Genomic DNA, 25,204 nt, shown 5'->3' with positions numbered 1-25,204 from the left:
CCAGCAGGCGGCCCCGCGATCGGCCACACCTTGGCGGCCGTGTGGCGTGGCGGCTCCGACATCGCGGTGGAATCGGTGAGCGTGCCCCGGCTGGGGCCCGGTGATGCGTTGGTGCGAGTCAGGCTCGCCACAGTGTGCGGGAGCGACAGACACACGGTGAGCGGACGGCGCGAACAGCCGTGTCCATCGATCCTGGGGCACGAGACCGTCGGTGAAATCGTGGCGCTGGGTACCGGTTCGGGGCGGGCCGTGGACGGACGGCCGTTGCGCGTCGGTCAACGCGTCGTCTGGAGCGTGACGTGGCCGTGTGGCGCCTGCGACCGGTGTCTGGCCGGCGTCACCGCGAAGTGCCGGGTGGTGCGCAAGGCCGGCCATGAGGCGCTGAACTCCGAATGGGGGCTGTCCGGTGGTTACGCCCAGCACGTGCACCTCCCGCGCGGCATACCCGTTGCCGTCGTCGACGACGACCTCGTCGATCCGGTCGCCGCACCCGCGTCTTGCGCGACGGCGACGGTCATGGCCGTTCTGGAACGCGCCGGGAACCTGGGTGGCCGACGGGTCGTCGTGCTCGGCGCCGGCATGCTGGGGCTGACCGCGATCGCCGCCGCCGCGTGTGCGGGCGCCTCCGCGGTGGTCACCGTCGATCCGGCCGCGACCAGAAGACAGTTGGCACTTCGATTCGGCGCCACCGCCGTGCGGGATTCGGTTCGCGGCGCGGACCCGAGCGACATACTGCTGGAGTTTTCCGGCGCTCCGGATGCCCTGGAAGACGGGCTGGCGACCCTCGACGTCCAGGGGACAGCCGTCCTCGCCGGCTCCGTCGCACCGAGTGCCGCCGTGGCGATCGACCCCGAGTCGGTGGTGCGCCGCCAACTGTCCATCCTCGGCGTGCACAATTACGAACCGCGACACCTGGCGGCATCACTGACCTTTTTGCGCCGAACGCGCGAGCGCTTCCCCTGGCACGAGTTGGTCGCCGGCCCCGCAACCCTCGACGACCTGGGCGCCCTGCTGGCCGGGCCCGCAGGGCCTGTGCCGCGGTATTCGATCGCCCCTTGACAAGGCAGGCCGCTGTAGGTCTGGGTTTACCACCCCAGATCCGCGGGTAATTTCCCGGCAACAACTTGATTCGGTGGGTGCCGGCGTCCTTCGGCGCAACGCCGCTGGAAGGACCGACCGTGAGCGCCAAACACCGCATGCCGGAGCAACGGCCGACGCCGGCCGATCACGGTCGCCGACGCGGCCTGTCCGGCGCTGCGAAGGTCTGCGACATCATCTCCGCTTCGGTGTTGTGCGCCGCCTGCCTCACCGCGTTGGTGCTCAACGGAGCCCAGCACGACAAGCGCAGTGTCACCGCCACTCTCGAACCGCCCGCCATCTCGCAGCCGGTGAGCCAGGAAGGCACCGTGGTGGCCGTGTCGGCGGACTCGGTGACCATGCGCGGTGCCGATGGGCACATCCAGACCTACCGCTTCACCCCGAACACCACCGTGGTCAGCCATGGTGCGCGCCAATCCATCACCGCCGCACCGCATTTCGCGGTCAACGACAAGGTCGTTGTGGTCGGGACGATCGAGGGCGGCACGGCGCTGGCCACTGCGGTGGCCTACCGCGGCGCGGGGCACGGAGACGCTCCGCCGATGGATTATGCGGACGGCCAGGCGTTTCCAGCCGGCGCCGCCTGAGGTTCAGTCTCAGACGCCGCGCTTGCCGCCGCGCCAAGTTCGACCGGGCAGCACTTGCCGCGGGTACCGTGCACTCGGCCTAGTCTGGTAGCGATCCGGACATAGGAGGCGCCATGGGCGAGCACGAAGCGAAGATGATCATCTTGTCGACTGACGACCTGGATGAGTCGATCCGGTTCTACAGCGAGACCCTGGGCATGCCACTGAAGTTTCGCGATGGCGCGCACTTCGCGGCGCTCGACGCGGGCCCGGTGACGCTGGCGCTGGCGACCGCGGTCGACCACCCCATCCCCGGGCAGGTCGTGGTCGGCATCAAGACCGCGGACGTCGATGCGGCGGCGAGGGCCGTCGAGGCCAGCGGCGGCGGCATCGTGAAGGGCCCCTATGACGATGCCCACGAACGACGCGCCGTGGTCTATGACAACAAGGGCAACGGCCTGGTCTTCTACCAGCCATTGGCCCGGTAATAGCTGCACGCTCCGAGAGTGCCGGTGGGCGTTTACTTTCCGGTGCGCTCACGGTGTCTGCATCCGGGCCAACAGCAGGGCCGGCGCTTGCCTTCTTCCAGCTCCTCCTGGGTCCGGCGGATGCGGCGTTCCCGCGTCGCCGGCTGCTTGGCGTCCTGCACCCAACAGATGAACTCGTTTCGGGCCAGCGGCGTGATGTCCCGCCAGGCGGCGAGCGCGGTCGCGTTGCCGATCAACGATTCGCGCAGGTCCGCAGGCAACTTGTGTACGACACCGCCGGGTACGCGTTGGCCGGTCATCGGCCCACCAAATGCGCGCTGTCATCGTGTAATTCGTCGCGGCGCAAGGTCATCGGGGTCAGCGCGGGGACATCGCCGGCCGCGACCACGACCCGGGTGATCGGGGTGAGCGCGCCGAACAGCGTCTCCACCTCGTCATCGGTGAGCGCGTCGAGCGCGGACAGGGCCAGCGTGTCGGTCGTCAATTCGATGTGGTCCTTCAGTGCTCGTCCGGCCGCCGTCAGCGTTCCGTCGTCGTCGAGCAGCCCCCGCTCGGCAAGCTGCTGTTCGTGTTGACGCCACGTGGTCTCGTCGTAGTCACGGGTGCGGGCGATGTAGTCGCGAGAGACGTTGCCCGCCGCGGCATGTAGGACGTTGGCTTCGCGGCCGGAGATGCCGGCGGCGGCCAGCACCGCAACGTGTGCATCGCCACGCTGCTCGCGCAGCAGCGTCGTGGCCTGCCACAGCGACGCCAGCGGGTCGTCCGGCCACGGCAGCGCCAGGTTCGCGGCGAACAGCGGCCGCGCGTCGAGCGGAGCCTGACGCGCCGCCCGGCCCGCCAGTTCGGCTGCGACGCGGACGTTTTCGTCCGAACCCAGGCCATAACGGCGCAGTGCGGCCACCGCGGACTCTTGCCGGGCCTGCAGCGCGGCCTGCGGACCCGCGATCTCCCATGCCGCCGGCAACGCCTTGGCGACCCGTTCGGGTGCGAAGTTGTAGAAGATCGCGCTGACCACCTCGCGGGGCGCCGCGCCCAACGGTGCCGAGCGGGCCGCGAAATAGCCCATCCAGAAGCCGCGGTAGCCCAGCGCGTCCAGCGCCGCCCGCGCCTCCGGCGCGAAATAGGTCACCGCGTGCACCGGTTCGTAGCGATCGAAGAAGCGTCGGGCCAGGGCCGGTTGTCGTCGCATGTTCGCAGTTAACCACCGGCGCGGGCAGCCACCAAGCCCGGACCTGCGGCACGAAAAGCGCCTCACCCTAGGCTCGAGAAGTGACCATCCCGTATGACGACCCATTGCGTGAGCGGATTCGGAACAACCTGGCCGGCCACCGCCGCCGCGCGGTGACCGACCCGACGAAGCGGCACGCGGCCGTCGCGGTGGTGCTGGTGGATTCGGAGCTGGGGGAGGACCGGGTCGATCCCGTGTCGGTGGACGAGTGGAACGCCGGCCGGGCGATGCCCGCTGCCCATCTGGACGGTCGCATGGTCGACGTGTCCGGCGGCGCGGCTTTCTTGCTGTGCCGCAGGGCATCTCGGCTCAGCTCGCACGCGGCGCAGTGGGCACTGCCCGGCGGCCGCCTCGATCCGGGCGAGACGGCGGTCGACGCGGCGCTGCGGGAACTGCGCGAGGAGGTCGGCATCGAGCTGTCCGAGTCGGCGGTGCTGGGGTTGCTCGACGACTACCCCACCCGGTCCGGATACGTGATCACGCCGGTGGTGCTCTGGGGAGGGGGACGGCTCGACCTTCGGCCCGCACCCGACGAGGTCGTCGCCGTCTACCGGGTGGGGCTGCACCAACTCCAGCGCGACGACTCGCCCCGATTCATCACCATCCCGGAAAGCCCGCGACCTGTCGTGCAGATCCCGCTGGGCAACGACCTCATCCACGCCCCGACCGGCGCGGTGCTCCTGCAATTACGTTGGCTGGGTCTGGAAGGGCGAGCCGACCCGGTGAACGAGCTGGAACAACCGGTCTTCGCCTGGAAGTAGCTGTCGCCCAGCGCCTCCTGCGGGCCGGCCGACGTCAGCGCGGGCCCGGCGTCCCGAACAGCGAGGCCGCCACCTCGATCAGCGACGTGCCCGACACGTCCCAGGCGCCCGGGGGCGTGGGATCCGCCGGCCGGTCCGGCCCGTATTCCTTCGGCCTGGCAACGAAACCGGTGGCCAGCCCGCTGGCCCGGGCCGCCGCGAGATCGGAGGGGTGCGCCGCCACCAGCATCACTTCACCGGGTTCCAGACCCAGCAAACGAGCGGGCGTTTGGTACGCGCGCGGGTCGGGCTTGAAGGCCCTGCTGACATCGGATCCGAGCACCACGTCCCACGGCAGGCCGGCGTACTTCGCCATGTCGACCAGCAGCCCGGTGTTGCCGTTGGACAGCGGCCCGACGATCGCGTGCCGCTTCATGGCCCCGATGCCCTCGACGCTGTCCGGCCACGGTGGCAGCCAGCGCCATGCCCGGGCCAGGTCGTCCACCTCCGCGCCGGGCAGCGCGTCGGCGGCGACGCCGAATGTCTCGAACGACGCGAGCAGGTTCTCTCGATGCAAGACGTCGAGCGATACGAATTCCCGGTGCCCGGAGCGGACTTCGGCCATCGACGGGAGGTAGCGCTCGCGCCACTGGAGTGCAAACACGTCGGGGTCGAGACCGAGGTGGTGGCGCTGCGCGAAATTCCCCACCGCGGCCGAGATCCCGGAGCGCCAGTCGACGACCGTTCCGAAGGTGTCGAACAGAACGGCACGCACTACCCGGCCGGTCGAGGGCGAGCGGTAATCGGTCATTTCCTCAGGCTAACGCGGCGCCCGGCGGCGCTGCCGGGCCGTGATGCGCCGGACCCGCGGCCGGCGTACCCTATCGTTAGCCGTGCGAACGAAAGGCCGGGCGGCTCAATCGATGACTCGACAGGAGGCGGCTGTGGCCCGAAGTGCCGGGGACACCTGGGATATCGTGACGAGTGTCGGCTTCACCGCGTTGGCCGTTTGCGCGGCGCGCGCACTCGATGCTGCGCTGCGCCCGCCGCTGGCGAACGACACCTTTGCCGCGGCCTTTGTCGCCGCCGCCGGTGAGCCGAACCTGATTGCGGCAGTTGACAACGCGGACATGAGTAGCGCCGCGGCCTTCAACGCGCAATGGGTGGGGGTGCGGACGCGGTTCTTCGATGAGTTCTTCGCTGACGCCGGCCGAGCCGGAACGCCCCAGGCGGTGATCCTGGCGGCGGGACTGGATTCTCGGGCGTACCGGCTGAAATGGCCCGCCGGACATACTCTTTTCGAAGTCGACCAGCCGCGAGTGCTCGAATTCAAGCAGGAGGTCCTCGACCGGCGGGGTGCCACACCGTCGACGCGGCGCGTCACCGTCGCCACCGACTTACGCGACGACTGGGCGGGCGCGCTGATTGCCGCGGGGTTCGACCCCGGCCGGCCGACGGCGTGGGCGCTCGAGGGCTTGCTGCCGTATCTGCCTGGGGCAGCCCAGGATGCGCTGTTCGACAAGTTGCACGACCTGTCGGCTGTCGGTAGCCACCTGGCCGCCGAGCTCGGACCGGCACCCGGTGAAGTGCAGGAATTCGCCGACAACGTCCCCACCATCAGCCAGGACACCGGCCAGCCGCCGGTCGCCGAGCTGTGGTACGACGATCCGCGCACGGACACCAAAGACTGTCTGGCCCAGCGTGGTTGGCAGGTCAGCGGCGTCGACTTGGTCGCGCGGGCGGCCACCGCGTATGGGCGGCCCTTCCAGGAGCTGCCGGCGGTCTTCGACCGGTTGATGCGCACCAAATTCTTCACCGCCGTCCGCCAAGGCTGACCGACGAACGGTCCTGCGGCTGTCATGTGACGGACGCTCGTTGTTCGTCCTGTGGCCACCATGGGGCGGACTCGCTCTGCGAACCTTGTCCCACGCATCGGGACGGACGTGTCTCGGCGCCTCGGGAAAGGGCCGCCATGACAGAACACTTGCGCGCTTACAACAGCCTCTGGCAGGTCCGCAGCGACTCGTGGTGCCGGCTGGAGGAGGCCGCCGACCGGCTGACCCGCCCGACCACCGTCGGAGAGCTCAAGGACAAGTGGGCGGGCGCTTGCCAGGAGCTGCTGGCGCGCCTGAGCACGCTGGAGCCGTATTGGGCGTATCCTGGCGCACCCCAATTCGCACGCATACAACGGCTTTTCACCGCGGGGGGCTATGACAAGTTCGCGCAGGCGGTCGGGCAGATCAACCGGGCGCTGACGACGGAGTCCTACCGGTCGGGAGATGTGGACAACGCCGGTGCCGACGAGCTGGACATGTTCCCGTCCGACCCGCGACAGCTCCTCGAGCATCAACCCGCGACGCAGCGCGACCGGCCGTACTTCGAAGTGCTCGTCGTGGAGAAGATGACCGAGGAGCAGGAGCGGGCGCTGCGCAACGAGGTGCGCAAATGGCGGCGGCCCGACGACGAATTCGTCTACGAGCTCGTGGTGGTGTCCAGCGGGGATGAGGCCCTGATAGCCGCGCGGCTGAACGTCAACCTGCAGGCGGTGGTGATCCGCCGGCGCTTCTCTCACCAGTCGACCCGAGACCTCTCGGCGCTGTCGGAATTCGTCGACACCGCGGTGTCGGACGAGTTGAACGATCACCAGTCACCCGAAGAGCGCGCGCAGATCCTGGCGCTCTCGCTGGCGGAGTTGCGTCCCGAGCTGGACCTCTACCTGATGACCGAGATCGAGGTGGAAGACATCGCCGGGCGGCTGGGCCAGTACTTCCGCCGGGTGTTCCACGCCCGGGAGGGCATGCTCGAGCTGCACCTGTCCATCCTGCAAGGCGTCGCAGCGCGTTACCGCACACCGTTTTTCAGCGCCCTCAAGCAGTACAGCCACCGCCCGACGGGGGTCTTTCACGCGCTGCCGATTTCGCAGGGCAAGTCCATCGTCAACTCCCACTGGATCAAGGACATGGTGGGCTTCTACGGGCTGGACGTGTTCATGGCCGAGACGTCGGCGACGTGCGGTGGTCTTGACTCGCTGCTCGAACCGACCGGCCCGCTGCGCGAGGCGCAACAGCTCGCGTCGCAGGCGTACGGCTCGCGCCATACGTACTTCGTCACCAACGGAACGTCGACGGCGAACAAGGTCGTCACCCAGGCGTTGGTGGCGCCGGGCGATATCGTCCTGCTCGACCGGAACTGCCATCAGTCGCATCACTACGGGATGATGCTGGCCGGCGCGAATGTCGTGTATCTGGATGCGTATCCGCTCAACGAGTACTCGATGTACGGCGCGGTGCCGGTGCGGGAGATCAAGTCGAAGCTGTTGGCGCTGCGCCGCGCCGGCAAGCTCGACCGGGTCAAGATGATGTCGCTGACCAACTGCACGTTCGACGGGGTCGTCTACGACGTCGAGCGCGTCATGCAGGAGTGCCTGGCGATCAAGCCCGATCTCGTCTTCCTGTGGGACGAGGCGTGGTTCGCGTTCGCGCGGTTCCACCCCGTCTATCGGACCCGTACGGCCATGGCGTCCGCGCGGGCGTTGCGCGAGCGGCTCCAGGAACCCGAGTACCTGGCCCGCTACCAGGAGCAGCTGGCCGCCGAGTCCGCCGACCCACCCTCCGACGACGATCTCCTGGACCGTCGGCTGCTCCCCGACCCCGCCCGGGCCCGGGTACGCGTGTACGCCACCCAGTCGACGCATAAGACGCTGACCGCGCTGCGGCAGGGATCCATGATTCATGTCTTCGACCAGGATTTCGACCAGAAGGTCGCCGAGCCGTTCCACGAGGCCTACATGGCGCACACGTCGACGTCACCCAACTACCAGATCCTGGCGTCGCTGGATCTCGGCCGCCGGCAGGTGGCGTTGGAGGGCGTCGAACTGGTGCAGCGGCAGATCGAAAACGCGATGCAGCTGCGCGATGCCATCGACAACCATCCGCTGCTGAGCAAGTACATGCGCTGCCTGCGCACATCGGACCTGATCCCGGAGGACTACCGGCCGTCGGCCATCGCCCAGCCGCTGCGCTCCGGCCTGCGCAACATGATGGCGGCCTGGGACCAGGACGAGTTCGTGCTCGATCCGTCCCGGATCACGTTGTTCATCGGGCTCACCGGCTATGACGGCGACACCTTCAAGCGCCAGCAGCTGATGGACCGCTACGGAATCCAGATCAACAAGACGTCACGCAACAGCGTGCTGTTCATGACCAATATTGCCACCACCCGCAGCTCGGTCGCCTTCCTGGTGGAAGTGCTGGTGAACATCGCGCGCGAGCTGGACCAGAACATCTCCGAGATGAGCCTCGGGGAACGCGAGCATTTCGAACGCGCGGTCTTCCGCCTCACCGAAATGTCCTTGCCGCTACCGGATTTCAGCGGATTCCATCCCGCGTTCCGGGATCACAGCGGAACCGAGCCGACGCCCGAAGGAGACGTGCGCCGCGGGTTCTACCTCTCCTACGACGACACCAACTGCGAGTACCTCACCGGTGAGCAGGTCGTGGAAAGACTCGATGCGGGCGCCGATGTCGTGTCGGCGACGTACGTGACGCCCTACCCGCCGGGATTTCCGGTGCTGGTGCCCGGGCAGGTGTTCAGCCGGGAGATCCTGCAGTTCATGCGCGATCTCGACACCCCCGAAATCCATGGGTACCTCCCGGATTTCGGCTACCGCGTCTACACCGAGAAGGCCATCGAGATGGCCCGTCAGGCCGCGGGACCGGCGGCCAACGGCCACCGCTTCGCGGAAACCGCGCCCGCTCCCGTGGCAGCGAAGGCATCGAAGAAAAAGTCGGCGAAGCGCGACGGCGACGGACCGAGCACGCCCGACGCGCCGGGCGGAAACGGTGTCCCCGAGGTCGGAGCGGACGAACTCATCGGCGGGTAGCGGCCCGGCGCCGCGACCGTCCGGGCCGGGCCGCGCCGTCCGACAGGCGGCGCTCGATGACGGGCAGCACCCGCTCGGCCCACCGAATGTTCTCCTCCTCGAACGCTATTCCGCGCAGCAGGGTCAGGTAGGGGCCGATCCGTTCGGCCTGCGCAAAGTGTTCCTCCTCGTCTCGCCCGTCGAGAATGCGGGCCCGCAGTCGTTCGTAGCGCTGCAGTTTGGCGGTCGACCATTGCAGGCGCGCGAGGATGAACTCGTGGACGGCTTGCGTGTCGCCGGCATCGGCGGCCTGGAGCTTGACCATGAGTTCGTCGCGGATCACCGACGGCTTCGGCGCCTTCGCCGTGAACTGCCGGATCGCGTCGCGCCCGGCCCGGGTCAGGGAGAACATGCGCTTGTTGGGCCGGCGCTCTTGCTGCACGATCCGGGCCTGGATGAGACCCTGCTCGGCGAGGCGGTCGAGTTCGCGGTACAGCTGCTGTGGGGTGGCCGGCCAGAAGTTGGCGACCGAGGCGTCGAAGTCTTTGGCCAGGTCATATCCGGACGATTCGCCCTCGAGCAGGGCGGCCAACACCGCGTCACGCAGCGACATCGGTCGATGCTACAACGTGCGACTATTCAACAAAGTGATTAACCGCACTCTGGACATCGCGCGGCGGGCGCCCTAGCGTCGATCCCACCTACTCAACTAGTTGACTATGTGAGGCGCCGATGCACCCGTTCCGCAAAGCCGTCGAAGACCGCGACGAGAAGGGCATCGAAGCGATGTTGGCCGACACCGTCGTCTTCACCAGCCCGGTGGCGTTCAAGCCCTACGTCGGCAAGCCGATCACCGCCGCCATCCTGCGCGGCGTGTTGCGAATCTTCGAGGACTTCCACTACATCCGCGAGATCCACGATCCCGGCGGTCGTGATCACGCCTTCGTTTTCGAGACCGGGATAGCCGGGAAGCCCGGGGTGAAGATCACCGGCTGCGATTTCCTGCACTTCGACGACGACGGTCGCATCGACGACTTCATGGTGATGGTGCGGCCGCTGTCCGGCGCGACGGCCCTGTCCGAGGCGATGGGTGCGCAGTTCGATCGCATCCAACGGGAGGCGCTCGAATTGGCCAATCAATCTCCTACCGCGTAGAAGTAGAGACCATGCGGATCGGACTGAGCATCAATTACGCGGGCGGGTTCAAGGACGTGGCCGCCGAGGTCGCCGACCTGGAACGTGCCGGACTGGACATCGTCTTTGTCCCCGAGGCGTATTCGTTCGACGCAGTGAGCGCGCTGGGCTACCTGGCCGCGAGCACCGACCGCGTCGGGTTGGCCTCGGGCATCCTGCAGCTGTACACCCGAACACCCACACTGACCGCGATGACCGCGGCGGGCCTGGACTATGTGTCCGACGGCCGGTTCACCCTCGGCCTGGGCGCGTCGGGCCCGCAGGTCATCGAGGGCTTTCACGGTGTTCCCTACGACGCTCCGATCGGCCGCACCCGTGAGGTCATCGACATCTGCCGCCAGGTGTGGCGGCGCGAGACCGTGCAACACCAGGGCAAGCACTACACGATCCCGCTGCCCGCCGACCGGGGCACCGGGCTCGGTAAGCCGCTGAAGCTGATCAATCAGCCTGTCCGCGAGCGCATTCCGATACTGGTGGCCGCGCTGGGACCGAAGAATGTCGAACTGGCGGCCGAGATCGCCGAAGGCTGGCAGCCGATCTTCTACCTGCCCGAGAAGGCGCAGGATGTCTGGGGGGATGCCCTGACGGCCGGCCGGGCCAAGCGCGACCCGGCCCTGGGTGAACTCGACATCTATGCCGGCCCCGTGCTGGCGATCGGTGAAAACGTCGAGCCACTAAGGGAATTCGTCAAACCGCACCTGGCGCTGTACATCGGCGGAATGGGCGCCAAGGGCAAGAATTTCTACCACGCGCTGGCCACGAAATACGGCTACGGACCCCAGGCCGACCGGATCCAAGAGCTCTACCTGGCCGGTGACAAAGACGGTGCCGCCAAGGTGGTGCCCGACGAGCTGGTGCGAGACGTCAACCTGATCGGTACCCGCGAATTCGTCAGGGAACGCGTGGCGGCGTTCCGCGAGGCGGGGGTGACCACCCTCAACGTGTCTCCCATCGCGTCCACGACGGCTGAGCGGATCAAGCTGATCGAGACGTTGCGCCAACTGGTTTGACCACCACCGCCGAGCGGGCCGATCAGTCCTGCCGGTGGCTGTCTCGCCGTAACCGCACCGCCCTGGCGGCCGCCGTGACCGCGGCCAGCACCGCCATCACGGACAGGATCGCCACCGAGGCCGCGGACCCGACGGTGGCAAGGACCAGCGGCAGCGCGAAGCCGACGTAGGTGACGACGTAGAAGACTCCGGTCAGCGCGCCGCGCAGGTGCGGTGGCGCGGCGGCCTCCAGGTCGATCAGTCCTTCGCGCAGGCACAGCCCTGACGCGCAGCCGAGCACAAGCAACAGCGGCAGGCCCAGCGCGGGGGTCAGCGCCGGCGGCGCGATCGCGGCCGTCGCATAGCCGAGCGCGGCCAGCACCGCGCCCGCGGTGCCGGCCTGCGGGCCCCAGCGCAGCGCGCGGGCAAGTATCTGGACGGCACCGCTGACGCCGTTGACGATCAGCGTGGCCGTGCCCGCCGCCATCGGGGCCGCGAGCGCGGTGTGCAGCCGGGTGGGGATGGTGACGAATCCCAGTGTCGCCGAGGCGTATACCCATGGTGCGAGTGGCATGGCCCAACTCAGGGCCCGGCCGAATCCATGCGCCGCCGGGGCGGCCGGTGCCGTGCGTTCTGAGTCGTATCGCGTCGCCGGCCCGCTCCCTTCGGCGCGCCGCGCCGTCGCGGCGACGGCCAACGTCGCCAGCACCACAATGGCGGCGGCGACAGCGAACGACACCCGGACGCCGGACCGCCCGGCCCACACGATGATCCCCCCGGCGAAGGGCCCGAGGGCGAAGCCGGCCGTCAGCACCGCTCCGGCGGTCGCGGCGCCCGCGGGGCCTCGCAGATCCGAGGCCCATGCGGTGCACGAGCTGATGGCCAGGCCCACACCGATCCCGACGATCAGGCGGCCCAGCAGCAGAGCGCCCGCGTGCTGGGACAGCAGCATCACCGCCGTCCCCAGCACGGCGGCCGACGAACCCGCCAGCGCCACCGACCGGCGCCCGAGCGCGTCCGACACGCGTCCGCCGACGAGCAAGCCGGGCAGCAGGCCCAGCGCGTAAATGCCGAAGATCCCGTCGAGCGTGGCGGTGCCGAGGTGCTCGGCGTCGCTGATCACCGGCATCAACCCGACGAAGTGGTTGGCCACCCAGCCGGTGGCCAACAGCAGCGTCAACACGCTGACGAACAGCGCCTGGGTCCTTGCCGCCGCGCGCCGCGGCCGGGCACCGTCGCGGTGGCCGGTGCGCACATTCGACGAGGTCACCGATCTCCTCTCCTTTTCCAAACCCACAGCAGGGCGCGCGATCGACCGACCGACGATGGTAGAACGCGATGTCGCCTGGGCGGTTATTCCCACCGGAGGCAATTGCACCCTTTGGACGCGCCGGCGTCATCTGAATTTCGCCTTCGACGTGCGCCTGCAAACACGGCGGACGCCGGTTCGGACGTCGCGTGGAGTTTGAAATCAGGCGATTTGGTGTACTGATACCACTACTCGCACCCAGGAAGGCAAATGATGAAGTACATTGCGGCAGCCGCGATCGCGATCTCCGTCTTGCTGTCCAGCGCCTGTTCGGCCTCACAGGTCATCAACACCGGCGGCGACACGAAGTGCAAAGATTTCACCACTCAGGACGAGAAGAAGCAGAACGACGAAGTCAGCAAGATGCTCAAAGACAAGAGCGGCACCGACCCGACCAATGTGGAGATTTCCGCGACGCGGCTCTCGGCGATGACCTACTGCCAGACGCTCGGCAAGCCCGACACCAAGATCTCCGAGGCACCGCACGGCTGACCGCGGCTGCAAACGGCGCGCAGCCGGTTCCCGATCGGGAGCCGGCTGCCTGCGTTTGTGATGGAGCACAGGACCGTCCCTGCGGTGGCGCAGTTCGGGTCAAGGCGATCCATATTCTTGCACCGCGACAGCAGTGCGGAAAAAATGACACCGATTTGTCCCAGCACGCCCGTGCGGCCCGATCGAGTCACTTGCTGATGACTCCCGCTGCGGGGCCTCTGTCCTCCTAGAAAGGTAGCTCGTGAGCGCCCTTTCTACCGAGTCGATCCCCCTGAGGGCCCCGCGCAGAACCGCCGCCGCCACGTTGCCGAAACGCCGCCGGATCCTGTCGCCCGGCTTGCCGCTCGCCCTGCTCGGTTTCGCCCTGTTCGTCGGCGGTTGGTATCTGAGCGTGGACGTCCTTGCGTTACCGAGGTTTCGTGGCCTACCCGGTCCGAGCGAGGTGATCCGGGAATGGCTCAACCCGAATCCGGCCTACGGCACATCACTATTCACGTCGTCCTATTACGAGCACATCTGGGCAAGCGTTCAGCGCGTCGCCCTCGCCTTCGCGGCGGCGTTGATCACGGGGATCCCGCTCGGCCTGCTGCTGGGCTGGTCGTCGCCGTTCCGCCAATACGCCTTTCGTGTCTTCGAGTTGATCCGGCCCATCCCCATCCTCGCGTGGGTTCCCTTGGCAATGCTGATGTTTCACAGCAGGGAGGGCTCGGTCATCTTTCTCACGTACCTGGCCGCGTTCTACGCCGTCACGTTGAACACGTTGCTCGGAGTGCGCTCCATCGACCCGAACCTGATCAGGGCGGCGCGCTGTCTGGGCGCCGGTTCCCGCGAGGTGCTACGCACGGTGGTGATTCCGGGAGCACTGCCCTACATCTTCACCGGCCTGCAGATCGGCATGGGTGTCGCGTGGTTCTCGCTGGTCGCGGGGGAGATGATCGCCGGCCAGTTCGGCCTCGGCTACCTCATCAATGCTTCGTATACCACCACGCGCTACCCGACGATCGTGATCGCGATGATCACCCTCGGTGTGATCGGCTATGCCAGCAGCGCTTTGATCCGCCTGCTCGGTGACCGGTTGATGGCGTACCGGGTGCGGGGCATCCGATCATGACCGGGGGAAACCTCGTCCTGAGCGCTGTCGGGAAGGCGTACCGGACGACGGATAACCCGGTGGTCGCGGTGCAGGATTTCAGTCTCGACATCGCTGCGGGTGAACTGCACGTCATCGTCGGGCCTTCGGGGTGCGGAAAGAGCACCCTGCTCGGGGCGATCGCCGGATTCACCGACATCACGTCGGGCCGGATCGACCTGGACGGTCAATTGCTCTGCGGCCCAACGCGGCCCACCGCGGCGATAGGCCCCGACCGGGTGGTGGTTTTCCAGGACAGCACCTTGTTCCCGTGGTTCACCGTTGCCGACAACGTGAGCTACGGGCTGGTGGCACAGCGGCGCCTGAGCCGCCGCGATGCGGCGGAGGTCGCCATCGAACGGCTGCGCGACGTCGGTCTGGGCGACGTAGCGCGCAGCTACCCCGGCGAATTGTCCAGCGGCATCCAGCGCCGCGTCGAGATTCTGCGAGCGCTCGTCATGGAGCCGACCGTGCTGCTGCTCGACGAGCCGTTTCGGGGAATGGACGCGATTTCGCGATCCGCGATGCATGATGCGCTGTTAGAGATCTACGACAAGTCAGCGGTAACAGTGCTTTTCATCACCCACGACATCGAGGAAGCCGTCTACCTGGGCACTCGTGTCACCGTCATGACGACTCGTCCCGGTGGGACCAAGGCCACGATCAACGTCGACCTCGACCGGCCGCGAGCCCGCAGCTTGATCACCGCACCCTACTTTCGTGAACTCGTCGCCGACGTCTCCGAGGCGGTCCGCGACGAAGCCAAGCGTGCGTTCGACGCGGGCGAGCGAGAGATGGTGCAATGACCACCCTGTTACGACGCGGAGACGATGCGGACACCTCCGCGCTGAGGCGCGGAGTGATCGGCATCGTCGTCTTCGCCGGCGTCTGGGAGCTGGCCACTCGGCTCGGCGGCTGGACCGGCATCAATCTGCCCGTGGTGGGGCAGCTTCCCCCACCCTCGGCCGTCGCCCTCGACTTCACGAAACTCGTTGCCAAGCCTGGATATTGGAACAGCTGGTCGCTGTCCTTCCAGCGCGTGCTGGCGGGCTTCGCCGTGGCGCTGCTGGTGGGCGGAACGTTGGGGCTGCTCATGGCGACCCGTCCATGGTTCAACCGCGTGGTGTTTCCGGTCTTCGAATCGCTGAGGCCGATACCGCCATTGGCCTGGGTGCCGATCGCCATCATCTTCTGGCCGACACAGGAGCTGTCCATCACCTTCGTGACCTTCCTCGGCGCACTGTTTCCGATCGTGCTGAACACCGTCGGCGGAGCCGAACAAATCGACCGCAGGCACATGCTGGCCGCGCGGTCGATGGGCGCGAGCCGCTCGTACGTCTTCCGGCGGGTGCTGCTTCCCGCGCTGCTGCCGTCCCTGGTGACGGGGGCGGCCGTCGGCATGGGCATCACGTGGGAGGTGGTCGTCGCCGCGGAGCTGATTTCGGGCGGCGGCCAGCAATCCGGCGACGGCGGCTTGGGCTTTCTGGTGTGGAATGCCTACGAGGGCAACAACTTACCGCGGGTCGTCGTGGCGATGATCAGCCTGGGTGTCGCAGGTTATCTGTCGAGTGGCCTGGTGCGGATGCTGGGAGACCGCCTCATGCCGTGGCGGCGCGTGGCGGCATGACAGGCGGTCGGGCCGGAGCGGTCGTCTTCGATCGCGTCTCATTTCGCGTCCGCAAAGGTCGTGAGGACGTCCACGTCGTCGATGACTGCTCGTTCAGCGTGGCGCCCGGCGAGATCGTGGCGATGATCGGACCGTCCGGTGGCGGCAAGACGACCATCGGTTACCTGCTGGCCGGCTACCACCGTCCGTCCAGCGGGCTCATCGCCCTCGACGGCAAAGAAATCGGAGGGGCGTCGGCCGAGCGCCTGCTGCTGTTCCAGGAGAACGCACTGATGCCTTGGCTGACGACTGCCGAAAACGTCATGTTCGGGCCGCGTGCGCGCGGCGAGGACAGGGACGTGGCGCGACAGCGAGCGGATGCGGTCCTGGCCCGGGTGGGGCTCGCCGACTTCGGCAACCGCTATCCCGCAGAGCTTTCCGGCGGCATGCGGCGCCGCGCCGAGTTGGCCCGCGCGTTGATCAATGAACCCGCCGTACTGATACTCGACGAGCCGTTTCGGGGTCTGGACGCCATGACCCGCGAGCTGATGCAGGAGTACACGGCCGAACTCCTCGCCGAACAGCGCCGCACCGTGCTGTTCATCACCACCGATGTCGATGAGGCGCTGCTGCTTGCGGACCGATTGCTGGTGATGACGGGACGTCCCGCCCGGGTACGCGAGGAGTTCCTTATCGAACTGACCCGTCCCCGGCAGCGGACGGATCTGCTGAACGATGATCGCCTGCAAGACATCAAACACCGCGCCATGGACCTGCTACGACCCCCGATAGCTCAGCACCGCTGACGACAGAAGGACGCGAATGCGACTGAAAAACACTCTCGCCGTTGCCCTGACAACGGTGCTGACCGCCGTCGGCTGCGCCGCTGTCGGCCACATCGGTGGCAACGACATCGTCTCCGGCGGCGGGGCGGTGCACCTCACCGTCGGCTACCAGCCGTACTACACCGAGGCATGGTCCGGGGTAGTCATGCGGGGCAAGGAATTCTGGAAGAAATACCTGCCAAGCGGCTCGACCGTCGACTTTCAGGTCGGCCTGCAGGGCTCGATCGTGGTGAGCCAGCTGCTGGCCGGCAAGCAGCAGATCGGCTATGTGGGTGACATGCCGTCCATCGTCGGTGTGAGCAAGCGCAGCACTCGAGACCTGCGAATCGTTGCGACGCTAGGGCTTTCGGAGGACCAGTGCGGCGTGTTCCTGGTGCGGCCGGACGCGCCGAATTTCGCCAACCAACGCGACGCGCTCGCCTGGTTCAACGGCAAGACCGTCGCCACTCCGCAGGGCAGTTGCACCGACCGCATCGCCCAGGCCACCTTCGGTGCCCTGGGCATCAAGCCCGCCGCCTACCTCAACCAGAGCATCGAGGTGATCAACTCCAGCTTCCAGAACCACACCATCGATGCCGCCATCGTCTGGGAACCGGTACCCTCGAAATTGATCAACGCCGGCTTGGCGAAACGCGTCGCGAGTGGGGCATTTAACGATCAACACGACGGCGGCTTCCTGGTGATGGACAAGGAATTCACCGACAAGCATCCCGACATCGCCAAGAGCTGGCTGAAAGCGGAGCTCGACGCACAGCGCTACCTCGCCGACCCGGCCAACGCCGACGAGATCGTGCGCATTGCGCAGAGCCAAACGGAGGGCTATTCGCCAGCCGACCTCCGTGACTCGCTCTACCGCAGATGGCCCGTCGACCAAGGCGGCAGCGGCGAAGGGATTCGGTTACGTCTTCCGTTTGCACCCACCGGTGAGAGCGCCGACCTGATCAAGACAGCTACCGACTTTCTGTACCGCATCAAGGCAATACCAGCCGCCACGTTGCCCGATGGGGCGGTTCAACCGGATGCCGCAACGGCGGTGCTCCGCGATGCGGGCGCCAATCCGGCGGTCGGCGCGGGATTCGTTCGCGCGCAATGAGCCACATTCGAATCATGGTCAACGCAAACCTGGCGACCGGGCCAGGACGTTCCTAGGCTGCGCGGGTGACAACGACCAACCCCGCGGCGCGGGTGTCACTGCGCCGCGTCAGCCGCACGTTCGGAACGCACACCGTGCTGCGCGATGTCGACATCGAGATCGAGCCGGGCGAGGTCGTCGCATTACTGGGGTCGTCGGGCAGCGGGAAGTCGACCCTGCTGCGGCTGATCGCCGGTCTGGACGGTCCCACCGGCGGCCGCATCGAGATCGACGGCGAGGCCGTCCGGGGGATCGACCCGCGCTGCGCCGTGGTGTTCCAAGAGCCCCGGCTGCTGCCCTGGCGGTCGTTGTCGGCCAACGTCGAATTCGGCCTGACGCCGGGCACCGGGCGGTCGAAAGGTTCGGCGGCGGTGCGGCATTGGCTCGATGTCGTCGGCTTGACCAACTTTCGCGATCACTATCCGCGCCAGGTGTCCGGCGGGATGGCGCAACGCGCGGGCCTGGCCCGTGCGCTGGCCCGGCGTCCCAGCGTGCTGCTGCTCGACGAGCCGCTGGCCGCCCTCGACGCGCTGACCCGACTGCGGATGCAGGACCTGCTCGACACGGTGCAACAGGAGGCCGGCACCACCACCGTGCTGGTCACCCACGACGTGGACGAGGCGGTGATCCTCGCCGACCGGGTGCTGGTCCTGCGCACCGACGCGGCGGGCGGCGCCGGCATCGCCGCCGAATTCGACGTCGCGATTCCCAAACCGCGCGAGCGCGGCGATGTGCGTATCACCGCGCTGCGCGATCGGCTGTTGGAAGAACTCGGCGTCCCCCGACGCAGCAGTGACAGCCTGCGGTGCGCTGTCGAGGAGGAGACGAAAATCTCATGAAGAGAAGGTATTTGACGGCGACAGCCACGGTCGCGGCCATAACCGTGGTGTCCGCCTGCGGTTCGAGCGGCGGCGCGACGGCGACCAAGGACCTCCGCTTGGACTACGCCTACTACAACCCGTTGAGCCTGGTGATACGCGACCAGCACCTGCTCGAGAAGCAGGGCTACAACGTCACCTGGGTGCTCTCGCAAGGCAGCAACAAGGCCAACGAGGGCCTGCGGTCGAAAGCCCTGGACCTCGGCTCGACCGGTGGGTCGCCGGCACTGCTGGCGCGGGCCAACGGCACACCGATCAAGGTCGTCGACGTGTACGCCAGGGGCGAGTGGACGGCGCTGGTTGTCGCCAAGAACTCGCCGATCAACTCCGTGGCCGACCTGAAGGGCAAGAAGGTCGCCGTCACCAAGGGAACGGACCCGTACTTCTTTCTGTTGCAAGCGCTTTCGACGGCCGGACTTTCGGCGGGCGACATCGAGATCGTGAACCTGCAGCACGCCGATGGCAAAACCGCGCTCGAGCGCGGCGATGTCGACGCGTGGTCCGGACTGGACCCGTTCATGGCGGAGACGATTCAACAACAAGGGTCTCGCATCATCTACCACAACCCGGATTTCAATTCCGGCGGTGTGTTGAACGCTCGCGAGGACTTCATCGCCGCCCACCCTGATTCCGTCCAGTTGGTGGTCAACACCTATGAGGAGGCCCGGAAGTGGGCAAAGACGCATCCGGGCGAGCTGGCGGCATTGCTGGCCTCGCAGGCGAAGGTGACGCTGAGCGTGGCCCAAGAGGAGTTGCAGCGAACGGCATTGGACATCGATCCGGTGCCGGGGGACTGGTTGCGCGCGGTGCTGACCAGGGTGGAGCCGCTGGCCGTGGCGGACGGCGATATCAAATCGGACGACGCCGGCCGCAACGCACTGAGCACGCTGTTCGAACCGAAATACGCTCAGCAGGTTCACTGACGTCGCTGCCCGGGCGTCTGGGAAGGCCACCGCTCGGGCTGGTCGGGCTGATCGTCCCGGTGCTGCTGCTGGTGGCCTGGCAGCTCGCCACGACAGTCACCGGGTTTTTCGCTCCAAGCCAGCTGCCGCCTCCCGGCGACGTGGCGTCCGCGCTGGGCGGGCTGCTGGGGCACGGCGAACTGTGGACTCACCTGGAGGCGAGTGGTTCGCGCGTTGCGGTTGGTTATTTGGCCGGTGCGGCGGCGGCGCTGGCGCTGGGTTCGCTCGTCGGATTGTCGGTCACCGCGCGCAGGCTGTTGGCTCCGACCCTGGCGGCGTTTCGCACGGTGCCGTCCTTGGCGTGGGTGCCGTTGCTGCTCTTATGGTTTGGCATCGACGAGACGCCGAAGATCCTGATGGTGGCCATCGGGGCGTTCTTTCCGGTGTATACGACGACGGCGTCGGCGCTGTCCCATGTCGACCCCGACCTGCTGGAAGTCGGGCGGGCGTACGGGCGGCACGGTGCCTCGCTGTTGACGACGGTGATGCTGCCGGCCGCGGCACCCGAGCTGGTGAACGGGCTGCGGCTGGGCCTGGCGAACGCGTGGCTGTTCGTGGTCGCCGCCGAGCTGATCGCGTCCTCGAAGGGACTCGGATTCCTCCTGATCGATAGCCAGAACTCCGGTCGCACCGACGTGATGCTATTGGCCATCGTGCTGCTCGCCGGACTGGGCAAGCTCACCGACGGGGCCTTGGGCGCCGTCGAGACCCGGATCGCCCGCCGGCGCGGGTAGTCCCACCGACACGCAAGCGGCGGTGAGCAACTGCCAATGGATGATCAGCATGGCCGAGCACGACGGGGCAAGGGCCGCAATTGCTTTCGATGACCCACGATAGCGGCGCCAGGTGTCGGGCGCCCCGACGACGCCGGGGCCCAGCAACGGACTGCGCCGCGCCCGGTGCACGAGTTGTATCGCGCCATCTTCGCCGACAATCTTTCCCGTGGGGCGACTTACCCGCACAATAACGCGATGCGTGCAGTGCGGGAGATCCGGAAAATCGCGGCGCAACCGTCGCGCACGGGCCAGGGCGTTCGTCGCTGCCTGCTCACCGCGGTGCTGCTGGTTGCGCTCGTCGGATGCGGCGGGCCGGCCCACAACCGCGGTGCGCCGTCGTCGGGCGGTGTTTTCGCGGGCCCGATCGAGATCGGCAACGGCCGGCACCTGTACCTCGAATGCCACGGAAAGGGCAGGCCCACGGTCATTTTGGAGTCCGGCTATCACAACTCGTCGGATCCGTGGAGTCACTCCGATGCCGCCGCGCCGGCGACGGGCCCGGCGGTGCTGCCCGCCCTGGCCACCGACCACCGCGTGTGCGCCTACGACCGGCCCGGCACCCTGCGCTACCCCGATCCGCCCAGCATCACCGACCGCAGTTCGCCGGTCGCGATGCCCCGCACCGCCCAGGACGTCGTCCAGGATCTGCACGCGCTACTCGCCGCCGCCCACCTTCCGGGGCCGTACGTGTTGGTCGGGCACTCGCTGGGGGGCCTGTTCATCCGGCTGTACGCCCAGACCTACCCCGACCAGGTGCGGGCCCTGGCCTTCGTCGACGCGTTCCCGGTCGAAATACCTGGCCTGCTGGGGCCGGACTGGCCGACCTATCGCCAGGCGTTGGACCAGCCGCTGCCCCAGTTCGCGAACTCGCCCTCGTTCGAGGAGATCGACATCGAGAAGAGCGTCGCCCAGGTCGGTGCCGCCCCGGCCTTCCCGCCCGTTCCCACCGTCGTGTTGACCAGGACCGAACCGTTCGCGATTCCCGGCAGCGTCTCACCCGAGCAGGGCGCCAAGCTGGAGCAGGTGTGGCGGGAGGCCTCGGCGGATCTGATCGCGCTGCGGCCGCAGACACCGCATTTGATCGCGACCGGCAGCGACCACTTCATCCAAATCCACCAGCCCGATTTGGTGGCCGCCGGCGTGCGTCTGGCGATGCAGCGGGCGGAGCCGAACCGCTGACCCGGTCAGAAGAACGTCCCGGCATACGGCGCTTCGGGCACCGCGAACAGTTGGTCGGCCACCTCGAGCGCGACCGGATCGTCGGCCCGGGCCAGCCCGGCGGCGGCGAGGCTGCGCCAGCGTGTGCCGCCGAGCAGCGCGGCACCCAGTCCCTCGATGCCGACGCGAAGATCGGCGCGGCGGGTCGTCGGTTCGGCGCCGTCGCCGGTGATCGTGAAGTTCGCTGAATTGCTGGGCAGCAGTGGATCATTCACCGCGATCGTGACGGCCCCTCCGCCGACATAGGAGCGCGCCGCCAGCGCGCGCCGCGCATCGATCACCCGCAGCCACGTTTCGTCGTGCACGGCGGTGACCTTCGCCGCCCGGCGGTCAACGAACAGCAGGGGCATCGTGTCGTCGATCGGGAACATCCAAAACATCACTCGGTGAACGAGATCCAGGCCGAGTAGAAATCGCAGCAGGCCGAGATAGGCGTCGGCGGTGGGCGCGAAGAAATCCTCCACGACGACGGTGCGCTGGTCGCTGACGAACCAATTCTCGGTGTCGACCGGCCGGTAGCGGACGAACCCCGACTCGGCGCCCGGCTCGCCGTGGACGGCGACATACCAAGCGCCCGGCGAGGATTCGGCGCGACGGCGTGCGCTCTCCCACCACGTCCTCGGGCGGTCGACGGTGCCGGGTCGGGACGGACGATGGGCGTCATAGACGCGCGGCAGGGTCTCCCAGACCTCGGCGGCGTCGAGCAGCCGCACCGGGCCACCGGAGCCGACCCCGGGTCGAAACGCCGCCCGCGCACACGTAACCTCCACGCTCTTAAAGCAACTCGCCACCCCGTAGCCGTATCGCTCATAGATGGTGGCCTCCGACGCCCGCAACGACGCGACCACCTCACCGCGCCCGGCGATGTCGTGCAGCTGGTGCCGGATCAGCTCGGTGGCGACGCCCCTTCGGGTGTAGGAGGGCAACACCCCGATGTGAGTCACGGCGGCGTGGCGCACGGTGGCCCCGCCGGGCAGCGTCAGGGTGCTCGTCACGGCGTCGGCGGTGCCGGCGAGTTCCCCGCCGATGAACGCCCCGATGGTGCGGCCGGGGTCGAGCAGCTTGGTGATCTGGCCGGGCGGCAGGTTCGAGATGGGCGGCAGGCCCACCATCGCGGTGCGAAACAATCTCGCCGCGGCGACGAGGTCGTCCTCGGTGTCGAGAACCCGGATCTCGGTGGTCATCCGGCCATCATGTCGTGCCCGCGCTGGGGATCACCCGAGGGGTGTGATCCCCGCGTTGGAGATCGTGAACCCATGGCCCGAGGGCACCGTGCAGGTGACGCCGTCGGCCTGCGACGCACAGCTGAACGGGCCCACCGCGGCGGTCTGGCCATAGGCCAGCACCGGCGTGCCGATTCCCGCGTTGCCCAGACACGAAACGCCCGTGCAGTTCGTGACCGCGCCGGTGGTAGACAGGCGCACGGATGCGGGCGGCTCGTTGGTCTGGCAGTACGCCTCGTCGGGAATGCCGGCATCCCGCCGGTAGTCGACCTCGCAACTGATGTTGCGCGACGGTGACAGGAAGGCGCACGTCGACGCCGTGCAGGCCGGGTTGTCCGCGATCGCCCGGGGCGCCCCCGCCCAGCCGCCGACGATGGCGACTCCGAGTGCCGTGATGACCGCACGCCGCACGTCATCCCCTTACGGTTGGTGTGCCGCAGAAGCTATCAGACGCAACCGAATTGTGCCCCGCTAACGGATGGGCAAGCCCGTCAGCGCACGCGAGACCACCAGGCGCTGAATCTCGCTGGTGCCCTCGAAGATGGTGAAGATCTTCGCGTCGCGGTGCATCCGCTCGACCGGGTAGTCGCGGGTGTAGCCGTTGCCGCCCAAGATCTGTATCGCCTCGTCGGTCACGTAGACCGCGGTTTCGCTGGCCACCAACTTGGCCATCGATCCCTCGGCCGCGTCGAAGGATTGGTTGTTGCGCGCCATCCATCCGGCTCGCCACACCAGCAGGCGGGCCGCGTCGATCCGGCATTTCATGTCGGCGAGCTTGAACGCCACCGCCTGGAACTCACCGATCTTGCGGCCGAATTGCTCACGCTGGCAGGCATAGTCGAGGGCGTACTCGTAGGCGGCCCGGGCCACGCCGACCGCCATGGCGCCGACCGTCGGCCGGGTGCGCTCGAAGGTCTTCATGGCGGCCTGGCCGCGCGCGGAGGCACCGGATTTGACGCGGGCGATCCGCGCTTCGAACTTCTCCCGGCCACCGAGGATGTGGTCCTCGGGCAGGCGGACGTCGTCGAGCACCACCTCGGCGGTGTGCGACGCGCGGATTCCGTGCTTCTTGAATTTCTGGCCCTGCGCCAGGCCCTTGACCCCGGCCGGGATGACGAAGGTCGCCTGGCCGCGGGTGCCGAGTTCGGGGTAGACCGATGCCACCACGATGTGCACGTTGGCGATACCACCGTTGGTGGCCCAGGTCTTGGTGCCGTTGAGCACCCATTCGTTGGTCGCCTCGTCGTAGCGGGCCCGGGTGCGGATGGCGCCGACGTCGGAGCCCGCGTCGGGTTCGGACGAGCAGAACGCACCGAGCTTGGGTTCGTCGGCGGTGCCGAACATTTCGGGCAGCCAGCGCCCCAACTGCTCGGGGGTGCCGTTGCCGGCCAGCGCGGCCGCGGCCAACCCGGTGCCCATGATGGACAGCGCGATACCCGCGTCACCCCAGAACAATTCCTCGAACACCGTCAGCATGCCCAGCCCGGTGGGCTCGGCGGCCTGCTGCGCGAACAGGTCCGGCGAGTAGAGCCCCACTTTCGCGGCCTCCTGGATCACCGGCCACGGTGTTTCTTCGCGTTCGTCCCATTCCGCGGCCGCGGGGCGGACGACGTCGGCCGCGAACTGGTGCACCCAGTCGCGAATTTCGATCACGTCGTCGGACAGTTGCAGTGAAAACGTCACAGCTCTGCTCCTGAATCATTGTTGGTCACCGGGTTTCGGTGATTTGTGTATTGGTCGAGGAGGCTGACGGTCTGGTTGACCCATGCCTCGAAGTACCGTTCTTCATCGGTGTTGCCGGGCAGGCGACCGGTCAGCGCCTGCAGCGTCGCCGCGTAGGACAGCGACCCGATCGCGACGGCCGCTGCCGCCTCGGGATCGGGAATGCTGGTGCGGCCGGAGCGATTCGACGCGGCCAGCTCGTCGGCGAAGCGTTGGTAGGCGTTGTCGGTGATCACCTGCCACGTCTTCTCGTCGAGATCGCCGAGCTCGTCGGGCTCGCGCAGCATCACCTTGAGCAGGTCCTCGCTCTGTTTGAGGTTGCTCCAGATCAGCTCGCCGGCGATGCGCACCGCCCGCTCGACGCTGCCCGGTTGCCCCGCGTCGTATTCCTCGCGCGCGGCCACGATGCTGTCGATCCGGTGCGCGACCGCCGCCTCGAGCAACTCGCGCTTGGAGCCGAAGTGCTTGTAGAGCGCGCCCGAGCCGGGCGCCAGCCCGGACTCCCGTTGGATGTCGGCCACCGACGTCGCCGCGTAGCCCTTGGCGGCGAAGAGCCGCAGGGCCGCGGAGAGCAGCCGGTCACGTCCCCGGCCTGGCTCGGTGAGCATGGTGAGAGAGTACTCACTCACCCAGGTCAGGACAAAATCGGCCCGGTTTTGGCACGTGAGCGGGGAGAGGGTTCGGCGGCTAGCGTTAAATTCTTGCGAAACGCCACTGCGCTTGAGAGCGCCGGACCGGTACTGCTGTG

At 67.7% G+C, this 25,204-nt stretch carries 27 protein-coding genes; 18 read left to right on the top strand and 9 right to left on the bottom strand.

The genetic code is table 11. The features are described from left to right. Positions 1-18: 18 nt before the first annotated feature. The 3 genes from B9D87_RS18605 (at position 19) to B9D87_RS18595 (ending at position 2,152) form a co-directional block, all read left to right on the top strand. Complete coding sequence (locus B9D87_RS18605; protein ID WP_040630689.1) at positions 19-1,059, top strand: zinc-binding dehydrogenase; 1,041 nt, start codon at positions 19-21, stop codon at positions 1,057-1,059. Between the two features lie 119 nt (positions 1,060-1,178). Then, positions 1,179-1,685 (top strand): hypothetical protein, encoded by a 507-nt coding sequence (locus tag B9D87_RS18600; RefSeq protein WP_052002528.1) that lies wholly within the window; start codon positions 1,179-1,181, stop codon positions 1,683-1,685. 113 nt (positions 1,686-1,798) lie between these two features. Continuing rightward, complete coding sequence (locus B9D87_RS18595) at positions 1,799-2,152, top strand: VOC family protein (RefSeq protein WP_007771796.1); 354 nt, start codon at positions 1,799-1,801, stop codon at positions 2,150-2,152. A 32-nt stretch (positions 2,153-2,184) separates the two neighbouring features. Here B9D87_RS18595 and B9D87_RS18590 read toward each other — a convergent pair whose 3' ends face one another. Together B9D87_RS18590 and B9D87_RS18585 are read right to left on the bottom strand one after the other, a co-directional pair. Continuing rightward, positions 2,185-2,451 carry a YdeI/OmpD-associated family protein gene (locus tag B9D87_RS18590; RefSeq protein ID WP_007771797.1) on the bottom strand — a complete coding sequence of 89 codons (267 nt, stop codon included), beginning with the start codon at positions 2,449-2,451 and terminating at the stop codon, positions 2,185-2,187. Beyond that, positions 2,448-3,341, bottom strand: a complete 894-nt coding sequence (locus B9D87_RS18585) for an SCO6745 family protein (protein WP_007771801.1) — start codon at positions 3,339-3,341, stop codon at positions 2,448-2,450. The genes B9D87_RS18590 and B9D87_RS18585 overlap by 4 nt, the downstream gene beginning before the upstream one ends. Before the next feature lie 80 nt (positions 3,342-3,421). Here B9D87_RS18585 and B9D87_RS18580 point away from each other — a divergent pair, with 80 nt between their 5' ends. Continuing rightward, entirely contained in the window at positions 3,422-4,141 is a 720-nt protein-coding gene (locus B9D87_RS18580) for an NUDIX hydrolase (protein ID WP_007771802.1), read from the top strand. A gap of 34 nt (positions 4,142-4,175) precedes the next feature. Here the strand turns inward: B9D87_RS18580 and B9D87_RS18575 are convergent, their stop codons facing one another. Beyond that, complete coding sequence (locus B9D87_RS18575; RefSeq protein ID WP_007771803.1) at positions 4,176-4,931, bottom strand: haloacid dehalogenase type II; 756 nt, start codon at positions 4,929-4,931, stop codon at positions 4,176-4,178. 133 nt (positions 4,932-5,064) lie between these two features. Between B9D87_RS18575 and B9D87_RS18570 the strand changes: the two genes are divergently transcribed. Next, on the top strand, positions 5,065-5,955 hold the full coding sequence (locus B9D87_RS18570) for an SAM-dependent methyltransferase (protein ID WP_007771804.1): 891 nt from the start codon (positions 5,065-5,067) through the stop codon (positions 5,953-5,955). A gap of 137 nt (positions 5,956-6,092) precedes the next feature. Further along, positions 6,093-9,002 carry an aminotransferase class I/II-fold pyridoxal phosphate-dependent enzyme gene (locus B9D87_RS18565; RefSeq protein WP_007771805.1) on the top strand — a complete coding sequence of 970 codons (2,910 nt, stop codon included), beginning with the start codon at positions 6,093-6,095 and terminating at the stop codon, positions 9,000-9,002. Here the strand turns inward: B9D87_RS18565 and B9D87_RS18560 are convergent. Next, entirely contained in the window at positions 8,989-9,594 is a 606-nt protein-coding gene (locus tag B9D87_RS18560; protein WP_007771806.1) for a PadR family transcriptional regulator, read from the bottom strand. The two genes, B9D87_RS18565 and B9D87_RS18560, sit on opposite strands and share 14 nt — an antisense overlap. A gap of 119 nt (positions 9,595-9,713) precedes the next feature. Between B9D87_RS18560 and B9D87_RS18555 the strand changes: the two genes are divergently transcribed. Next, a complete protein-coding gene (locus B9D87_RS18555) occupies positions 9,714-10,136 on the top strand; it encodes a nuclear transport factor 2 family protein (protein WP_007771812.1) in 423 nt (140 codons plus the stop codon). Between the two features lie 11 nt (positions 10,137-10,147). After that, a complete protein-coding gene (locus B9D87_RS18550) occupies positions 10,148-11,185 on the top strand; it encodes an LLM class F420-dependent oxidoreductase (protein WP_007771813.1) in 1,038 nt (345 codons plus the stop codon). 22 nt (positions 11,186-11,207) lie between these two features. Here B9D87_RS18550 and B9D87_RS18545 read toward each other — a convergent pair whose 3' ends face one another. Then, a complete protein-coding gene (locus B9D87_RS18545) occupies positions 11,208-12,434 on the bottom strand; it encodes an MFS transporter (protein ID WP_007771814.1) in 1,227 nt (408 codons plus the stop codon). A gap of 249 nt (positions 12,435-12,683) precedes the next feature. On the opposite strand from B9D87_RS18545, the gene B9D87_RS18540 reads away from it, so the two are divergent. From B9D87_RS18540 to B9D87_RS18495, 10 genes are all read left to right on the top strand, one after another. Continuing rightward, positions 12,684-12,965: a hypothetical protein gene (locus B9D87_RS18540; protein ID WP_007771815.1), complete on the top strand. Its 282-nt coding sequence runs from the start codon at positions 12,684-12,686 to the stop codon at positions 12,963-12,965. A gap of 241 nt (positions 12,966-13,206) precedes the next feature. Further along, on the top strand, positions 13,207-14,076 hold the full coding sequence (locus tag B9D87_RS18535) for an ABC transporter permease (protein WP_007771816.1): 870 nt from the start codon (positions 13,207-13,209) through the stop codon (positions 14,074-14,076). Beyond that, positions 14,073-14,900, top strand: coding sequence for an ABC transporter ATP-binding protein (locus B9D87_RS18530; RefSeq protein WP_040630537.1), 828 nt, complete (start codon positions 14,073-14,075; stop codon positions 14,898-14,900). Before B9D87_RS18535 ends, B9D87_RS18530 begins: the two co-directional genes overlap by 4 nt. Next, the gene (locus B9D87_RS18525) at positions 14,897-15,721 is read left to right on the top strand and encodes an ABC transporter permease (RefSeq protein WP_007771818.1); all 825 of its coding nucleotides are present in this window, start codon (positions 14,897-14,899) and stop codon (positions 15,719-15,721) included. Before B9D87_RS18530 ends, B9D87_RS18525 begins: the two co-directional genes overlap by 4 nt. After that, positions 15,718-16,506, top strand: a complete 789-nt coding sequence (locus B9D87_RS18520) for an ABC transporter ATP-binding protein (RefSeq protein ID WP_148664706.1) — start codon at positions 15,718-15,720, stop codon at positions 16,504-16,506. Before B9D87_RS18525 ends, B9D87_RS18520 begins: the two co-directional genes overlap by 4 nt. Before the next feature lie 16 nt (positions 16,507-16,522). Further along, a complete protein-coding gene (locus B9D87_RS18515) occupies positions 16,523-17,638 on the top strand; it encodes an ABC transporter substrate-binding protein (RefSeq protein WP_007771820.1) in 1,116 nt (371 codons plus the stop codon). 92 nt (positions 17,639-17,730) lie between these two features. After that, positions 17,731-18,516: an ABC transporter ATP-binding protein gene (locus tag B9D87_RS18510; protein WP_007771821.1), complete on the top strand. Its 786-nt coding sequence runs from the start codon at positions 17,731-17,733 to the stop codon at positions 18,514-18,516. Beyond that, positions 18,513-19,478 (top strand): aliphatic sulfonate ABC transporter substrate-binding protein, encoded by a 966-nt coding sequence (locus B9D87_RS18505; RefSeq protein WP_040630543.1) that lies wholly within the window; start codon positions 18,513-18,515, stop codon positions 19,476-19,478. Before B9D87_RS18510 ends, B9D87_RS18505 begins: the two co-directional genes overlap by 4 nt. Before the next feature lie 71 nt (positions 19,479-19,549). After that, positions 19,550-20,251, top strand: a complete 702-nt coding sequence (locus B9D87_RS18500; protein WP_040630695.1) for an ABC transporter permease — start codon at positions 19,550-19,552, stop codon at positions 20,249-20,251. A gap of 237 nt (positions 20,252-20,488) precedes the next feature. After that, on the top strand, positions 20,489-21,472 hold the full coding sequence (locus tag B9D87_RS18495; protein ID WP_148664705.1) for an alpha/beta fold hydrolase: 984 nt from the start codon (positions 20,489-20,491) through the stop codon (positions 21,470-21,472). Between the two features lie 5 nt (positions 21,473-21,477). Here B9D87_RS18495 and B9D87_RS18490 read toward each other — a convergent pair whose 3' ends face one another. Genes B9D87_RS18490 through B9D87_RS18475 form a run of 4 tightly spaced genes read right to left on the bottom strand, consistent with a single transcriptional unit; the run spans position 21,478 to position 25,064 of the window. Further along, positions 21,478-22,695, bottom strand: coding sequence for a GNAT family N-acetyltransferase (locus B9D87_RS18490; RefSeq protein ID WP_007771827.1), 1,218 nt, complete (start codon positions 22,693-22,695; stop codon positions 21,478-21,480). Between the two features lie 30 nt (positions 22,696-22,725). Continuing rightward, a complete protein-coding gene (locus tag B9D87_RS18485; protein WP_007771828.1) occupies positions 22,726-23,145 on the bottom strand; it encodes a DUF6636 domain-containing protein in 420 nt (139 codons plus the stop codon). Positions 23,146-23,205: 60 nt separating this feature from the next. Beyond that, positions 23,206-24,417, bottom strand: a complete 1,212-nt coding sequence (locus B9D87_RS18480) for an acyl-CoA dehydrogenase family protein (protein WP_007771829.1) — start codon at positions 24,415-24,417, stop codon at positions 23,206-23,208. Continuing rightward, a complete protein-coding gene (locus tag B9D87_RS18475; RefSeq protein ID WP_007771830.1) occupies positions 24,414-25,064 on the bottom strand; it encodes a TetR/AcrR family transcriptional regulator in 651 nt (216 codons plus the stop codon). Before B9D87_RS18475 ends, B9D87_RS18480 begins: the two co-directional genes overlap by 4 nt. Positions 25,065-25,204: the final 140 nt, after the last annotated feature.

The sequence above is a fragment of the Mycobacterium colombiense CECT 3035 genome (genome assembly GCF_002105755.1).
GTDB lineage: Bacteria > Actinomycetota > Actinomycetes > Mycobacteriales > Mycobacteriaceae > Mycobacterium > Mycobacterium colombiense.
Note: the sequence above shows the minus strand (reverse complement) of the source record. Positions and strands in the feature narration are given on the sequence as shown.

Excerpts from the sequence above, each read along its gene's own strand:
- B9D87_RS18595 (WP_007771796.1), top strand. The coding sequence starts at position 1,799 with ATGGGCGAGCACGAAGCGAAGATGATCATCTTGTCGACTGACGACCTG.
- B9D87_RS18590 (WP_007771797.1), bottom strand. The coding sequence starts at position 2,451 with ATGACCGGCCAACGCGTACCCGGCGGTGTCGTACACAAGTTGCCTGCG.
- B9D87_RS18585 (WP_007771801.1), bottom strand. The coding sequence starts at position 3,341 with ATGCGACGACAACCGGCCCTGGCCCGACGCTTCTTCGATCGCTACGAA.
- B9D87_RS18575 (WP_007771803.1), bottom strand. The coding sequence starts at position 4,931 with ATGACCGATTACCGCTCGCCCTCGACCGGCCGGGTAGTGCGTGCCGTT.
- B9D87_RS18565 (WP_007771805.1), top strand. The coding sequence starts at position 6,093 with ATGACAGAACACTTGCGCGCTTACAACAGCCTCTGGCAGGTCCGCAGC.
- B9D87_RS18560 (WP_007771806.1), bottom strand. The coding sequence starts at position 9,594 with ATGTCGCTGCGTGACGCGGTGTTGGCCGCCCTGCTCGAGGGCGAATCG.
- B9D87_RS18555 (WP_007771812.1), top strand. The coding sequence starts at position 9,714 with ATGCACCCGTTCCGCAAAGCCGTCGAAGACCGCGACGAGAAGGGCATC.
- B9D87_RS18550 (WP_007771813.1), top strand. The coding sequence starts at position 10,148 with ATGCGGATCGGACTGAGCATCAATTACGCGGGCGGGTTCAAGGACGTG.
- B9D87_RS18540 (WP_007771815.1), top strand. The coding sequence starts at position 12,684 with ATGATGAAGTACATTGCGGCAGCCGCGATCGCGATCTCCGTCTTGCTG.
- B9D87_RS18530 (WP_040630537.1), top strand. The coding sequence starts at position 14,073 with ATGACCGGGGGAAACCTCGTCCTGAGCGCTGTCGGGAAGGCGTACCGG.
- B9D87_RS18525 (WP_007771818.1), top strand. The coding sequence starts at position 14,897 with ATGACCACCCTGTTACGACGCGGAGACGATGCGGACACCTCCGCGCTG.
- B9D87_RS18520 (WP_148664706.1), top strand. The coding sequence starts at position 15,718 with ATGACAGGCGGTCGGGCCGGAGCGGTCGTCTTCGATCGCGTCTCATTT.
- B9D87_RS18515 (WP_007771820.1), top strand. The coding sequence starts at position 16,523 with ATGCGACTGAAAAACACTCTCGCCGTTGCCCTGACAACGGTGCTGACC.
- B9D87_RS18505 (WP_040630543.1), top strand. The coding sequence starts at position 18,513 with ATGAAGAGAAGGTATTTGACGGCGACAGCCACGGTCGCGGCCATAACC.
- B9D87_RS18495 (WP_148664705.1), top strand. The coding sequence starts at position 20,489 with ATGCGTGCAGTGCGGGAGATCCGGAAAATCGCGGCGCAACCGTCGCGC.
- B9D87_RS18490 (WP_007771827.1), bottom strand. The coding sequence starts at position 22,695 with ATGACCACCGAGATCCGGGTTCTCGACACCGAGGACGACCTCGTCGCC.
- B9D87_RS18475 (WP_007771830.1), bottom strand. The coding sequence starts at position 25,064 with ATGCTCACCGAGCCAGGCCGGGGACGTGACCGGCTGCTCTCCGCGGCC.